This is a genomic window from Sphingomonas sp. Leaf357, assembly GCF_001423845.1.
GTDB lineage: Bacteria > Pseudomonadota > Alphaproteobacteria > Sphingomonadales > Sphingomonadaceae > Sphingomonas.
Genome location: NZ_LMPM01000001.1, coordinates 1,053,784 through 1,069,045 on the forward strand (window position 1 = coordinate 1,053,784; position 15,262 = coordinate 1,069,045).

Sequence of the window (15,262 nt, forward strand, 5' to 3'; positions counted from 1 at the left end):
TCTGTCAGACCAAATGCACCAATCGTTAAGCGGGGCGGGGTAGGGCCCTTGGCATGCCTCGTCCCCGCAAGCCTGCCAGCCCCTTCCGCTATTTCAACTCCTCGCCCGAGGTGATCCGCCTGGTAGTGATGATGTATGTCCGTTTCCCACTTTCGCTGCGCAACGTGGAGGACCTCCTTTTCGAGCGCGGCATCGACATCTGCCACGAGACGGTACGCATGTGGTGGAACAGGTTCGGGCCGATGTTCGCTGGCGACATCCGCCAGCAGCGCGTCTCGCGTATGCGCGGGTTCCGCCACTGGCACTGGCATCTGGACGAGATGTACGTGAAGCTGAATGGCGAGATGGTCTACCTCTGGCGGGCGGTCGATCACGAGGGCGAGATCCTCGAGAGCTACATCACGAGGACACGAGATAAGGATGCAGCGCTTTGCTTCATGAAAAAGGCGCTGAAGCGTCACGGGACCCCGGAGGCAATCACTACCGACGGTTTGCGCTCCTATCGCGCAGCCATGAAAGAGCTTGGCAACACCGAGAAGCAGGAGGTCGGACGCTGGGCCAACAACCGGGTGGAGAACAGCCATCTGCCGTTCCGACGACGAGAGCGGGCGATGCTCAGGTTCAGGCGGATGAAGACGTTACAGAAGTTCGCCAGCGTACACGCCAACGTCCACAACCACTTTAACGTCGAACGCCATCTAGTCGACCGCCAGACCTACAAAGAACGCCGCTTAGTCGCGCTGGCTGAGTGGAGCAAAATCGCAAGCTAGGCGAACGCGTTCAAAGACCGAACTACATCGTGTGGAGGGCGGTTCGCATTAGACTGACAGCACCGCCAGTCAGTTCTAACATATTGAACTGCATAGATTTTCTCGCGAAAAGGCGCCGAGAATGGCGCGAATTCGCGCGTTGTGGTTTTGACTTGGTACTGCGGAGAGTCAGGGAAAACCCGAAAGTACCCAATTCTCAGAATTTTTCTCTGCGGCAAATTCGTTTGGTATCGAATGCACTGGCGCGAAGAAACCACCCACTTGCCGCCGTGAAGAAGCCGACAATTCGAGGATGAGCTGGCGTTCAGTCCCAAAAAAATGGCGCAATTTTGCGCCATTTTTCGTTTGAGAGATCCAAATATGAGCTGACAGCAATCGTGATTCCGGTCGGCTCAAGCCTTCTCCGACGCTTCCGGGCCGCCGGCCAGAGCAGCCAATAGGACTTGTTTTACAGCGAGCAAATCCCTGACAACCTCGCTTTTACAGGGAAACCAGATAAAATGCGTCACCGGACAAGCCGTTCGGCTGGACCAAATATCGATTTTTCCAGAGGCTTGGAGTGTCAATTCCCTAGACGAAATAACAGGGAATTTTCAACGGGCATCAGGGCGCGTCCGACGTCGTTTAACGGCTTTGTCAGACTAAATGCACCAAACGTTAGGCGGGGCGGGGCAGGGCCGTAGGCATGCCCCGCCCCCGCAAGCCTGCCAGCCCGTTCCGCTACTTCAACTCGTCGCCCGAGGTGATCCGCCTGGTTGTGATGATGTACGTTCGTTTTCCACTGTCGCTACGCAATGTGGAGGACCTTCTTTTCGAGCGCGGCATCGACATCTGTCATGAGACGGTGCGAATGTGGTGGAACAGGTTTGGGCCGATGTTCGCTGGGGACATCCGCCGGCAGCGCGCCTCGCGCATGCGCGGGTTTCGTCACTGGCGCTGGCATCTCGATGAGATGTACGTGAAGTTGAACGGCGAGATGGTTTACCTCTGGCGGGCGGTCGATCACGAGTGCGAGATACTCGAAAGCTACATCACCAGGACCCGCGATAAGGACGCAGCGCTTCGCTTCATGAAGAAGGCGCTGAAGCGTCACGGTTGCCCGGAGGCGATCACCACCGACGGTTTGCGCTCCTATTGTGCAGCTATGAAAGAGCTTGGCAACACCGAGAAGCAGGAGGTCGAACGCTGGGCTAACAACCGGGTCGAGAACAGCCATCTGCCGTTCCGACGACGGGAGCGGGCGATGCTTAGATTCAGGCGGATGAAGACGCTACAAAAGTTTGCCAGCGTGCATGCCAACGTCCTCAACCACTTCAATCTCGAGCGCCATCTCGTTGATCGCCAGACCTACAAGGAACGCCGCTCAGCCGCGCTGGCTGAGTGGAGCATCGTCGCAAGCTAGGCGGTCGCGCTCAAGGACCGAACTGCATTGTTCGGAGAGCGGTTCGCATTAGACTGACAGCACTGTTGCGGCGGTTGGAAACAGTGCTGACGCGGTCGAACGCCATCTCAAAAAGGCGTGATGCCGTACCGCCGCTGACCACTCCCGATGGTCGGTACATTGTCGTGCGGGGGCGGCTCTGGCGTACGTCAGAGCCATCACTGTCTGCTGCCCAGCGGGAAGTACTGGTGGCGCGGTTGATGGATGCCAGGCGCGCTGTCGCCGCCGCGCCAGCATAAACGATGCGGCGGCGTAAGACCTCGCGCATGCCGAGGTAGATGCAGCTAAAGTGGCGCTCGGCGAACGCGAGCCTGTCTGGCGGACGGACGGGGCGCCAGATTTCAATCGACGCATGGCCCGCACGACGCCCTACGCGGCTTGGTTCGCTGACGCGGACGTCGATTGATTAGCGGCGGCGGGTTCGCGTTGATTTGAGTTCGATCCACACGGGCTGGTGGTCGCTGGTGTTCTCCCAGCCGCGAACATGTGCGTCGACCTGCGTATCTTTGATCCGCTGCGCAAGCGCTGAGCTGAGCGAGAGGTGGTCGCTCCCGAGCCCTGCATTGCGGCCATAGCCCAGCATCCGATCGTTGGATTATTGGTGGAAAGCGGAATGGACGCTTTAAGAGACCGGAAGCGGTGAGCCGCCATTCGTTCAGCCGAGGTACCCGGAAACTGCTGCGCCGACTGCCGCCGCCCCGGCTCGCTCGACGAGATTCGTGAAGCATGATATTGTTCGACAACGTGTGAGGATTTACCCGCTCAACGATTTCGCTTCGAATACCAGTAGTCCTGCCGGTCGAACCCGGCTACGACTCTGCGTTTCCCTTAAGTGTCGGCTTCTTGACCTTCTTTGTTGCTTTGCGAGCCTCGCTCATCGCATTAAACTTTGCGAAATCTGCCTCGTCTCAGCCTCACTGCGGGCTTATGGCTACTTCGACGCGGCGCCCTGACGCGGCGTTTAAGCCGTCGAATGCTTCGTTATTGCCTGGACCTTCGCGGTCGTCGGTCGTGATCGTGATTGCGGCGCGCGAAATTCCGCGCAAGACCAGCGCCTGCGCGACGCGATCGGCGCGGTCGCGCGCTAAGGAGGCCGGCTCGGCGATGCGCCGTCCTGACACCTCTGCGGGTTCGGTATCGGCATGACCGGTGATAGTAATGCGCACCGGCAAAACGTCGAGCGCGTAGTTGATGGCGCCGTCGAGATAATAGTCACCGAGCTGATAAACGATGAAGCTGCTGCCAAAATCGAACGGAATCGAGAAACGACGCGGGAGGAAAGGCCGCGTCTGCGCAACCCTTGCTTCGTACAGCGGGCGCACGTTGCGCGTGGGGAGCGCGAACGTCCGGCCGGGGAAACTTTCAGCCTCCAGCTTGAACCGGGTGCAGGACTCGTCGAGGACCGACACGCGGACCGGTTCGAGCACCGCACCGCCGCAGGGTTGAGCGCCGGGCGACGCCGCCCGCCCCTCGACGAGCACCGCGTGGTTCCAGTCTGGCTTGGTCGGCGAAAGGCTGACGTCGTAGCGCAGACCAGTGGCAGGGTCGTCGGCCAGCCAGCAGCCAGATTTCTTGCCGGCATCGGTGTCGCGGTAGATCGGGCAGGCTACAAAGCGCAGGTCTTCGCTCGCAGGCGTGGCGCCGGTCGCGACCAGTGCCACGATCGCGGCCCAGACGGAATTCACAGCGCCCGCATCAGGTTGACGAGGTCCTGCTTCTCGCGCTCGGTGTAGCCGATGCTGTAGCGACGCTCATAGAAATCGATGATCCCGCGCAAATTCGTCGCACTACCGTTCGAGAAGTACGGCGCGCGCGCGCCCAGACCGCGCATGGATTGCAGGGTGATCCGCCCGACATCTGCGCAGCGCCCCGTTGTAAGCGCATATCCTGGATCGCTCGTCAGGATAGTCCGGCCGTAATGCGGATGAGGTTTGCCGGTGCAGGTCACGCGAAACAGCGGAAGCCATGGCATCGGATCGGCGAACGGTTGATTTGTTGTACCCAGATCGACCTGTCCTGGCGCGACGTCCATGCCCATATAGGTCATGTTATGGCAGAATACGCAGCTGTTGCGGACCGGGTTGCCGAAGCCTATGGGCGAATTGATCCCGGCGGTGTCGCTGATCAGGAAGGTTTTGTCGCGGAACACGCGGGCACCGCGCGCAACCGAGTCGCGAAACGCGACCACAGCGGGGGACAACTTCGCGCGATCGGCGTCAGATATTTTTTCCCACGCGGCAAACTCGCTCCACACAGGCGTGCCCTGACTGCCAAGCCGGCCGGGAGCCGAGCGCTGGAGCTTGCCCGGCCCGCCCTCCGCGCCATCGGCATCGAGCGCGCCACCCGCGATATCGACGGCCTGCGCCACATACACCCGCCGCTCGAAATCGAGGATCCGCGCGATGTCCGCGCGATCCAGTTTTTTCAGGAACGCCAGATGGGTGCTTGCCGCATCGCGCATCTGCGCGGTCAGCGACGGCACCCGCCCGTCGGCCATCAGATTGCCACTGACTGGCTTGTTCGTGTCGGGATCAAGCGATAGCGGCAGGCCGGCCTTTGGATCATAGGCGAAGCCCATCGCCTCAATAAACTTGAAATTGGCCACCGGGCGCGGGCGACGATAGACCGAGATGTGCGGATCGGCTGACTTCAGGCCCCATTTGGGATCGGCGTTGCACCCAGCGGGATCCCGCACCACGCTAATCGTGAAATCAGGCACGATCGGTGCGCCGGACAGGTCGCGTGGCGGCCACGACCGCGCGATTCGGATCAGCCCGTGGTCGAGCAGCAGCGAATGCGATGCTCGTTCGCCTTGCGGCAGACTGGGACAATTCGAACCGTCCACCGCAGCGAACAGCGGATCGCGCGCTCCCGCGCGCGTCCATTGCCGCTGCACGTCTACCACCGACAGGGTCATCGCCGCTGCCGGCTGGTGGCACGTGACACAGGCGCGTCCATTGGGACCGAGTGCAGTGAAGAACGGGTGGCCCTTCGTCGCCATCGGGCCGCCATCGAGCAACAGTTTCACGCTGCCGGTCGGGTTTTCGTAGCTCAACGACGCGGGGAAGATACGGCCATCGCCTGGCTGCCACCAACGATCAGGCGGCGTCCGCTGCTGCGCGGCGACGACGCTGATGGCGAAGATCGCGCATGCCGTAGCTAGGACGCGATATCGCATTCTCAGCGGCCGAACTTGACGACCGCGCGCAACCCGTACGTCCGAGGCGCACCATAGATGATTCCGCCGTCCGCGCTCGATGAACTCTGGATCTGCGAGGCGATATAGGTCTTGTCGGTGAAATTCATCACGAACGCCTCAAGGCGAAAGCGATTGTCAAAGTCTGCGGTCAACCGCGCGTCGAAAACATCGCGCGCGGGTACGATCGTGCGGACGCTGCGAAACGGCGTGGTGATCTGCTCGGACTGGTGGTTCCACTGTAGACGCGGCGTGAGCGTCAACGTGTCACCGGCTCGCACGGCATATTGCACGCCGCCGTTCAGCGTCCACTTTGGCGAATATGGCAATCTATTGCCTTTGGTGACGACGCTGTCAGCCTGGGTCGATGAAGCGGACGGGCAGGAAGCGCGGTTGCCCGCAGGATTGTTGGTATCGTTGATGCAGCTGGTATTGGCGAATTCACCATCAAGATAACCGCCGCCGAAATTGAAGCCCAACCCCCCAAATTGGCCGGTGATTTCCAGCTCCGCGCCCTTGGCCTTGCCCGACGCCGCATTCTGCGTGGTCGGCAGCCCATTCAACAGACTGTTCAGCTGAATGTCTTTGTAGTCCGAATGGAACACGTCGCCGTTCAGGCGCAACCGTCGATCGAGGATCGTCGTCTTGAACCCGACCTCATAAACGATGTTGCGCTCGGGCAGGAATCCCGGCGTGCCGACCGTAAGGTTCACGCCGCCCGCTTTATAACCTTTCGATGCAGTGACATAGACCAAGGACGCACCGGCGTGGTAGTTGATACCCGCCTTGCCGGTCCACTCGTTGGATTTCTGGATGCCGCGCTTCGTCGCGGGGTTCTGCACCACGCTGGCGACTATATTGCGATCGTAGATCTGCTTGTCCCAGCTGTTGCGGGCCCCAGCCAGCAGCTCGATCTTTGGGGTGATGTACCAATTGACCTGGCCGAAAACGGATTTCGAGACGTTACGTGCGCGTGTCGCGATGGTCGAGGTCGATGACACAAAATCGCGAACATTGTTGTTGTCGCGCGTCACCGATGTATCGATGTTTTCGTCAAGGTAGAAACCGCCAATCACCCAGCTGAACGGTCCCTTACCCGTCGACAGCAAGTTCACTTCATTGATCAGCGTGTCGTATTTCGTGTAGCCATCGGAAACGCGGCCAACGTTTGCTGCGGGAGGGCGCGGCAGAGCGGTGGCGGTGCGGTCGCCGTCGGCCTGATCGACCGTCTTCATGTTCTGGTACGCGCTCATCGTGCGCAAACCGATATTGTCGGTTACCGGAAATTTGAACTCGGCGGCGATACGGTAGCCATCTTGGTTCTGAAACGAATGCGCATCCTCTTCTATCACGAACGGATCGAGCGAGACGAGATCGCCGCGCCGCTTGACCGCATTGTTGTCCGACCGGCCGCGAAAAGCATCGAAGCGCAGATTGGCGTGAATGCGATCGTCGGACGAACGCGCGGCGAGATTGAAGCGACCGGCAATCAGGTTGCCCCGCCCCGGCTGGCTCGCGCTGGGGCCGATGTTGCGGGTGAAGCTGTCGCGTGTATCATAAGTGCCAGCCACACGGATCGCGACATTGTCGCTGAACGGCAGGTTGATCGCACCGACGGTCTTGTAGCTGTCGTAATTTCCGGCGCTCTGTTCGATGTAACCGGAGATGCCGTCGAACTTCGGTTCGGGCGTGCGGATGTAGATCGCACCGCCGGTCGAATTCTGTCCGGTCAGCGTTCCTTGCGGCCCACGCAGCACCTCGATCGAGCCGAGATCGTAGAATGCCTGGGCGATGAATTGTTCGTGCGGCAGCAATTGCCCATCGATGTAGAAGGCGACGCCGGGCGCCGACGTCGGCGCCGACTGCGCCAGCCCGACACCGCGGATATTGACAAAGGTGGAGCGGTTGACCGTGCTGATCGCCAGCGATGGCGCCACCTGCTGCAGGTCGGCAGCTGAATTGACGCCCTTGCTGGCTAGAGCGTCGGCGTCGAGCACGGTCGCGGAAATCGGCACGTCCTGAAGATTTTGGACGCGCCGCTCAGCAGTCACGACAATCTCGGCGAGCCGGTCATCGTCCGTAGCGTCGGGCAACGGACTGGAATCGGTTGGTGGGGTGGTCTGCGCCGCCGCCGTCCCCAACGATAGCGTCGATACGCCCATAACGAGGGCGATGCCCGTTATTGATGTGTGGCGCATGTGTATCCTCCCCGCACGTGAGCGCTTTTTCGCGCTTCGTCGGAACATGTTTTGTCGCATAGCTAAAAGATTGTCAACGATTTCGCTGATGATCGGTTTTTTCGCTTTGGCGGATGGCAACGAGCAGCCCGACTCCAGCCAACAGTAAGGCCGCGAGCAGATACACCGGCAGCGAGACGCTCGCCGTCTTGGCGATGATCCAGCCGATCAGAGCCGGCGCGATCACTCCGCTCAAATTGCCGACGAGATTGATCGTCGCGATCATTTTTGGATTGTCGGCGAAGAAACGGGTCGGCACGGTCCAAAATACCGTCTGCGCACCGCCAATGCCCAAGCCACCGACCATCAGAAACAGCATCGCCGGACCGCCGCTATTGGCGAGTGCGGCACCAGTCAAACCGGCGGCACCGAGTAGCGCGCCAGCGCCGATGTGGCGGAAACGCTCGCCGGTGCGGTCGGAATGATGGGCATTGAAATACATGCCCAATCCGATTCCCAGCCACGGCAGCGCGCTGAGCAAGCCGATAACGAGCGGATCGTGCGTGCCGAACGATTTGATCGCGGTCGGCAGCCAGAAGATGATAACATTCGATGCCGTTACCAGCACGAACCAGAGGCCGGCGCATAGCCAGGGCAGCAGGCGCCGCAGTACCGACAATAGAGGCTCCGGCTCGGCGCGCAGGCCCACCGCAGCGCGTTCGGCGGCAATAGTGCGCTTGGTCCATTCGCGCTCGACATCCGGCAGCCAGCGCGCTTGGTCGGGCCGGTCGACGAACCAGCAGGCAGCGGCGATCCCGGCAGCAATCGTCACCAGCCCTTCGACTAGAAACATGAGGCGCCAGCCGCCGATCAGCCCGAAGTCCTGCGTCATCAGCGCGCCGCACAGCGGGCCACCGATGACCACCGACGTCGGGATCGCGAGCAGAGTCAGCCCGATCGAGCGACCCCGATATTCCTGTGGCAGCCACTGGCTGACGTACCAGACCACTCCCGGCGCGAAGCCGCTTTCGAACATGCCGAGCACGAACCGCAGCGCGTAGAAATGCTCGCGCGTATTGATGAACGCCATCGCCGTCGCTGCGCTGCCCCAGCCAATCACGCTACCGGCAATCCACCAGCGCGCACCCCAGCGCGCGAGCAATGCCATACTGGGCAATTGAAACAGCAAATACCCAACGAAAAACAGGCTGGCGCCAAACCCATAGGCTTTGGGATCAAGTCCGAGTTCGGCGTTCATGCGAAGCGCGGCGAAACTGATATTGACCCGGTCGATCGAACTCAGGACGATCAGTAAGGCCAGCGGCAAAACGACGCGTCGCGAGGTTCGGCGATACGCAGCTTCCATTCTAGGTCGATCCATCTCGAAAATACCCGCCATGCTTTCTGGCACATCCCTCTCCTCGATTGACACCGACCAAATCACGCTGCACGATAATGTCGACGAAATCATCAACAATCGAGATGTTTGTGGTAGATCACGATAATCCCCCGATGCGCGAACAAGACTACAACCCGCTGGCGCATGAAGATTTCGATTCGCCGCACCGCGAGTTCGCTCGTTTAAGACAGGAATGTCCGGTCGCGCATAGCGATGCGTTCAATGGTTTCTGGATGCTGACGCGTCATGCCGACATCCGCGCGGTGTTGGAGGATTGGCAGGAATATACGACGACGGTTCGCAACGTGGTGCCGGGAAGTTCGGCCACGCGCCGCCGCCCGCCGCTGCATCTCGATCCACCCGCCCAGACGCCCTATCGCCGCGCGATCGATCGCGCTCTGGGACCGAAGCGGGTTGCCGGCATCGCGCCGGTGATCGAGGGACATGCCCGGCGGCTCATGCAGGCGTTCGTGGCGAAGGGCGGCGGAGACTTGGTCGAACTCTATTCCAGCCCGCTGCCGGCGTTCGCCTTTGCCAATTGGTTCGCGCTGGACGACACCCAGACCGATCTGTTGTGGCATACCGCCAAGGATTTCGTGAAGGCGTGGGAAGCGTTCGATGTCACTGCGGTCGAGCGGACCAGCCAAGTGATCTACGATCTTGCCGCCGCGTTGATCGCTGCGCGCCGGGTGGCACCGCTCGACGCCGAACGCGATCCGGTCAGTTCGCTGCTCGCCGCGCGCGACGAGGACGGCGGGCCACTGGACGACGAGATGCTGCTGGGCTGCGTCCGTCAGATCCTTGTCGTCGGGCTGGTCGCGCCGCCGGTGTTCCTGGGCAGCGTCGCGGTGCATTTCGCGCGCGATCCCGCGCTGCAGGCGCAACTGCGCGCCGACTTGTCACTCATCCCCGCCGCGACTGAAGAGATGCTGAGGCTCTACACGCCGTACCGTGGTTTCGCGCGAACCTCGCGCAGCGGCGTCGTGCTGCATGGGCGCGAAATAGCGCCGGGCGAACCGATCGCACTCGCCTATACGTCGGCCAATCGGGACGCGGCGGTGTTCGAGGATCCGGACGAATTTCGCCTCGGCCGCCGCAATATCAACGAACATCTCGCATTCGGCAGGGGGCCGCACCGCTGCGCCGGCATGGCGATGGCGCGCGTCATTCTACAGGCAGGCGTCCGAGAGATGCTGGCCAATACCCGCGAGATCGCTCTGGCAGGCGAAGTGCGGATGAGCGGTATGCCCGAAGTCGGGCCGGTCTACGTGCCGCTCGCCGTCAGCTAAGATCAGTCGGCGAGGCGTACTTCCTCAACGATCGCGACCAACGCGTCACCGATATGCGCGCGCATCAGCCGCTCGGCCTCCTCGGCGCGCCCGCTTGTGATCGCCGCGGTGATCGCGCGATGATCGGCATTGGCCTGTTCGATGCGATCCCATTTGTGAAATGTCGCGAACAGAAGCCGATAGGATGGGACGCGTAGCCGCTGAACGAACGTCGCAATATAGTCGTTGCGAGAGCCGGCGATGATCAGGTCGTGCCACGCGTCGTTGATTGCGCTAAATCCGGCACGGTTGCTGGCGCGCTCGCACGCATCGAGCTGATCCTGCAGCGCTTGGAGTTCGGCCTTGAGACTTGGTTCATCGGCGTCGGCGAAGTCGTGCGCAGCCAAGCCTTCAAGTGCCATCCGTACCCGATAGAGCTGGCGCATTTCTGCATCGCTGAACGTTCGGACCGACGCGCCTCGAAACTCTTCGATCACGATCAAGCGTTCGACCTCAAGGCGTTGCAACGCCTCTCGGACACGGCTGCGCGACGCGCCGGTAGCACGCATGATGTCGCCTTCGATCAGGCGCTGGCCAGGAACGAAGCGCCCGGTCTTCACGCGATCGCTTACCCAGTTGGCCACTTCGTTACTGGTGACAGGGCCGCCGTCGTTCCCCTTCGCCTCGCCGTGCGCCGCCATGATCCTGCCTCAGCCGTCGCGGCCACCATCAACCGCAGGCACGACCCTATCGCCAGAAACGCGTCAGGGGGAATATCTATCATACGACGGGTCATTCGGATTTTTCGGCAATCGTGTGCCAGCGGGTTAGTTCGAATCCAATAAGTCGGCATTTCTGCGGCATGTAAGATGGCCATCAGTCGATAAGCTTGTATCGAGTCAACGACATCAGTTCCACGAGGCACGCTATAAATTTTGACGAAGTGATCATCGGGCGAAGGAGCATCCGGGGCTACAACCCCGATCCGGTACCGCGCGCGTTGATCGAAGACGTGCTCGCCCTTGCGATGCGAGCGCCTTCGTCGATGAACACGCAGCCATATCATTTCTATGTCCTGACCGGCGACGCGCTAGACCGCATCCGTGCTTGAAATACCGAGCGGATGGTCGCCGGCCTCCCACATTCACGCGAGTTTCGCACTGGCGAAGCTTTCGCCGGATCGCATCGCGAACGACAAATTGTAGTGGCTAAGCAACTTTTCGCAGCCATGGGTATCGCCCGCGACGATAAAGATGCGCGGCAGGACTGGGTGTTGCGAGGTTTTCGTCAGTTCGACGCACCGGTGTGCATCATCATTACCTACGACCGCAGTCTCGCCACGAGCGACGACACCGCGTTCGACTGCGGGGCGGTCGCGACCGCGCTGTGAACGCCGCATGGTCACGAGGGCTGGGCGCGGTAATCAACAGCCAAGGTATCATGCAATCCCCCGTCGTCCGGGACCATGCCGGAATTGCCGACTATCAGGTTATCATGAAGGGTATTGCGCTCGGATGGCCGAACGACAGCTTCCCCGCAAATTCTGTTGTGTCGGAGCGGAGTTCATTCGAAGAAGCTTCAGTGTTCGTAGGCTTCGATGATCAGCGGATCTAGCATCACCATTCTCGCCAGCAGCTTACACTCCGTGAACGGCGGCAGATGAAGTAGCTCCGGCTCCCATGATGCATGAACGTCCGGTTGGGGGTAATGGCGCGGGGGCGCTCGATATCGCTTTTTGGGTCGTTTGAGCTGTACCGTAATTCCGTGCAATCTCTCTTGTACGTTAGCACTCGATCCAACGCGCCGATGACCCGTGCGGTGGTTATGAAGCAAGCCTTTCGGCGAACACGACGACCGGCGGGCTGAAGCCGATAGGACCAGCCAGCATCTGTAGCAGCGCTACCGTGGCGGCGCCCCACCAGTAGGCGGGGTGGATGCGCCGCAAAACGATCAGGTCGAAGACGATGCCGATCAAGATGTATAGCATGATTGCGGCGAACAGCGCGAACGGTGTGAAATCCCCAAGCGGCAGCGGGCCTACCAGCCGCCCAATCCCTGGCGCGATCACCAGCACCGTCCCGCACAGCATCAGCCGCTTATGCCATCCCGCATGGTTGCGCAGCCGGATCGCGGCGAAGGTGAGCGCGGCAAACCCGAAAATGCCGAGGATGTCCATCGCCAGAAAAAAGCCGAGCGGAAAAATGCCCGCAATGCTCCCGCGCGCAATCGCCATCACAGTCGCCGCAATGCCAAGCGGCACCATGATTGCCGCGATCCCCGCGCCAAGCCAGCCGAGCCGACGATGCAGCATGATGTTGTGGCCATTCACGACCAGCCAATTCTGCACGACGTAAAGAACTATCCAGGAGGTAAAGACAACCGCGTGGACATGGACCTGCCATGGAAAATCAGTGAACCAGACGTGGCCGACGACGATGTCGGAGCCAAATTCCGCGATCGCAGTCGCGAAGATCACAATCGACATGACGAAGAAGAACCAGCGCTCCTCCGCCATTCTGATGGGTCGATGAATTGCCGTCGCCATGCCGCTTGCCCCATCGCGTCAGTGGATCGTCGATAGGATGCGCGCGGTTAGAGTGGAGAGCAATAGGGAGAGGCAAGGGCACGCGCGAAGCTTCGGCGTCCTGCCGTCCGCCAAGGTAGACCGCCACATCATGTGGTCGAGGTGAAAGTCTTATTACGCCGAGCTTGTCGGCGGACCAGGGCGAATGACGGTTTGTTAGGACGCTGAGGTATCAATGATAGGGGAGTGCCGCCGATCGGAGAGGACACTCTCCGCATTGCGCCTATGCAAGGCACCACATTCCCCATTCGGAGCCGCCCGATGCCTGACGCCTGGCCTAACATCGAATGGTCGCGTTGGCGCGACACCGCAATCGCCTTGCAGCTGCGCACGCAGATCGTCGGCAAGGTCCGGCTCGCGCTCACACCCTGGCTCAATCACAGTTGGCACGTGCCGCTCTACGTCTCGGCTCGGGGGCTGACGACGTCGCCGATACGGCTGGGCGGGCGCATCCTCGAGATTGAGTTCGACTTTCTCGCCGATACTTTGATTTTCACGACCAGCGACGGTGATGAGCGTCGCATTCCTCTCGTGGCCGGCCGGACATCCGCTTTTCACGCGGCCGTGCTCGCCGTGCTGGCCGAGTTGAACATCGTCGTATCGGTGGATGGCAGCCCCATCGAGATGCCGGACGCGGTACCGTTTGCCGAGGACCACGCCGAACGTCCGTATGACGGGGACGCGGTGCGCGACTTCTGGCGCGCGCTGATCCAGGCGACGCGCGTGTTCGACGATTTTCGCACTGGCTTTCTTGGCAAGGCGAGCCCGACGCACTTCTTCTGGGGAAGTTTCGATCTTGCCTCGACGCGGTTTTCGGGGCGAACCGCGCCGCGTCATCCCGGCGGCGTTCCCGGCCTGCCCGACGCCGTAACGGTCGAGGTCTATAGTGACCAAGAGTCGAGCCTGGGATTTTGGCCAGAAAGCGACGCATATCCACATGCCGCCTCCTATGCCTACGCTTGGCCTGCACTTTTTGGCTATGCCGAGGCTCGTGTTGAGCCGGATGCGGCGCTATGACGCGGCTCTAGGCGAATTTATCCTGCCTTATGAAGCGGTACGCATCGCGTCAGACCCAGACGATGCGCTCCTGTCCTTCTGCCGATCCACCTACAATGCCGCAGCCGATTTAGGCGATGGGAACCGCGAAGCTCTCGAATGCCCGCTCGGACGACCGAAAATACCGCGAGCAGTCCAATAAGTCTTTTCACGATCAAACGAGAGCAATCCCGAAAGGCGATCATCTGAACGAATATCCTCTATCGGTATGCCGTAGAGCGGCTTTTAATGATTAAATATCGGTCAACCTTCTATCCGGCACACGCTGGCCAGCCTATTTTGGCAGCTTCCGGACCGCATCTGTTATTGGCGCCACCGTTCCTTGGCCCTGCGGCAAGGTCGGATTGATGATGCTGAAGTGGCCGGTATTAGCCGGACGGTAGGCAGTGACCGGATCGCCTGATCGACGTGCCTTATCGATATAATGCTGCATGAGATCGGCGAACGCTGCCTGAGCGAGGTACTGAGGGACGTGCAGCGGTAGGTGATCTTGGGGAGAAGCGTCACGGTAGCGCTGCGGCACCTGGGCCGGAGTGCCGCCCATGAAGGGTACGATCACTGGCTTGCCGCAGGCGTCCGCATCCTGGCCAATGAATTCGGCCAGCGCGCCCGGCCCGTCTATCGCTACCACCGCCCTTGGCATCAACGGATCTGGCAACGCTATCTGGCTGCCAGGCGACAGCCGGTCGCGCATCGCGCTCCAGAGTGCGAGCTGCGCACCTGCCGAGTGCCCGGCCACCACCATTCGATTCAGGTCGAGCGGGTAACGCCGAGCAAGCTGCCTCACCGCATCGATTGCAGTGCCCACGTCGCGCATTGTTCCGGGCCATCCACCGCCGGGATCGCCGACAACGCGGTACTGCACGTTCAAGGTGGCAATGCCTCGTCTGGTCAGTGCATCGGCAATGGGTGCGATCGTCCCGCTACTGCCGAAGCTGACGTCCCAGCAACCACCATGGATGATCACGGCGATCGGGAAGGGTCCTTTGCCGGGCGGCACGCGCAGATCGGCATATTGCTTCGGTGCGGGGCCGTAGCGGACAGTATCGGTCGGAGCGTTCACCGCCATGCGCTCGAGGGCAGACGGACCATAGAAGTGCCAAAGATAAGCGAAGCGGGCGTACGGCCACGCCGCGATGCCGAGCCCGACGATGACTATTACGACGCCGCCCCAGATCCACTTCCGCATAAGACGCCCCCGCACGTTCGCATATTAATAGCAATTTTTCGGCCGCCAAAAGGGAGCCTGTCAACCTGAACGAACGACAGAAGCTTGGAAGGCGTTCGAGGCGGCTGAGCGTCGGGTTCTGGGTCCTTTATACCGCTCGCAAACGCAAGTGACCACGGAGATTGGTTCAGCTACAGCTGCAC

At 60.9% G+C, this 15,262-nt stretch carries 10 protein-coding genes and 2 pseudogenes; 5 read left to right on the top strand and 7 right to left on the bottom strand.

Going from position 1 to position 15,262, the window contains the following annotated elements; all coding sequences use genetic code 11:
• The first annotated feature begins 53 nt into the window (after window positions 1-53).
• Together ASG11_RS05000 and ASG11_RS05005 are read left to right on the top strand one after the other, a co-directional pair.
• Complete coding sequence (locus ASG11_RS05000) at window positions 54-770, top strand: IS6 family transposase (RefSeq protein ID WP_055775935.1); 717 nt, start codon at window positions 54-56, stop codon at window positions 768-770.
• A 685-nt stretch (window positions 771-1,455) separates the two neighbouring features.
• Window positions 1,456-2,172, top strand: coding sequence for an IS6 family transposase (locus ASG11_RS05005; protein WP_055775936.1), 717 nt, complete (start codon window positions 1,456-1,458; stop codon window positions 2,170-2,172).
• Between the two features lie 953 nt (window positions 2,173-3,125).
• Here ASG11_RS05005 and ASG11_RS05010 read toward each other — a convergent pair.
• The 4 genes from ASG11_RS05010 to ASG11_RS05025 all read right to left on the bottom strand — a co-directional run bounded on the left by ASG11_RS05010 (window position 3,126) and on the right by ASG11_RS05025 (window position 8,995).
• A complete protein-coding gene (locus tag ASG11_RS05010; RefSeq protein WP_168371698.1) occupies window positions 3,126-3,872 on the bottom strand; it encodes a hypothetical protein in 747 nt (248 codons plus the stop codon).
• A 20-nt stretch (window positions 3,873-3,892) separates the two neighbouring features.
• Window positions 3,893-5,389, bottom strand: coding sequence for a hypothetical protein (locus ASG11_RS05015; RefSeq protein ID WP_055775942.1), 1,497 nt, complete (start codon window positions 5,387-5,389; stop codon window positions 3,893-3,895).
• 2 nt (window positions 5,390-5,391) lie between these two features.
• Window positions 5,392-7,605, bottom strand: coding sequence for a TonB-dependent receptor (locus tag ASG11_RS05020; protein ID WP_055775945.1), 2,214 nt, complete (start codon window positions 7,603-7,605; stop codon window positions 5,392-5,394).
• Between the two features lie 73 nt (window positions 7,606-7,678).
• On the bottom strand, window positions 7,679-8,995 hold the full coding sequence (locus ASG11_RS05025; RefSeq protein ID WP_236697386.1) for an MFS transporter: 1,317 nt from the start codon (window positions 8,993-8,995) through the stop codon (window positions 7,679-7,681).
• Between the two features lie 101 nt (window positions 8,996-9,096).
• Here ASG11_RS05025 and ASG11_RS05030 point away from each other — a divergent pair, with 101 nt between their 5' ends.
• Window positions 9,097-10,272: a cytochrome P450 gene (locus ASG11_RS05030; protein ID WP_055775951.1), complete on the top strand. Its 1,176-nt coding sequence runs from the start codon at window positions 9,097-9,099 to the stop codon at window positions 10,270-10,272.
• Between the two features lie 2 nt (window positions 10,273-10,274).
• On the opposite strand, the gene ASG11_RS05035 is transcribed toward ASG11_RS05030, so the two are convergent.
• Window positions 10,275-10,952, bottom strand: coding sequence for a GntR family transcriptional regulator (locus tag ASG11_RS05035; RefSeq protein WP_055775954.1), 678 nt, complete (start codon window positions 10,950-10,952; stop codon window positions 10,275-10,277).
• Between the two features lie 227 nt (window positions 10,953-11,179).
• Here ASG11_RS05035 and ASG11_RS05040 point away from each other — a divergent pair.
• Window positions 11,180-11,865, top strand: a pseudogene (locus tag ASG11_RS05040) (nitroreductase).
• A gap of 208 nt (window positions 11,866-12,073) precedes the next feature.
• Here the strand turns inward: ASG11_RS05040 and ASG11_RS05045 are convergent.
• Window positions 12,074-12,796, bottom strand: coding sequence for a hypothetical protein (locus tag ASG11_RS05045; protein WP_156363662.1), 723 nt, complete (start codon window positions 12,794-12,796; stop codon window positions 12,074-12,076).
• 300 nt (window positions 12,797-13,096) lie between these two features.
• Between ASG11_RS05045 and ASG11_RS05050 the strand changes: the two are divergent.
• Window positions 13,097-14,033: pseudogene (locus tag ASG11_RS05050) on the top strand (DUF5996 family protein).
• A gap of 132 nt (window positions 14,034-14,165) precedes the next feature.
• Here the strand turns inward: ASG11_RS05050 and ASG11_RS05055 are convergent.
• Window positions 14,166-15,080 (bottom strand): alpha/beta hydrolase, encoded by a 915-nt coding sequence (locus tag ASG11_RS05055; RefSeq protein ID WP_055775960.1) that lies wholly within the window; start codon window positions 15,078-15,080, stop codon window positions 14,166-14,168.
• Window positions 15,081-15,262 lie beyond the last annotated feature (182 nt).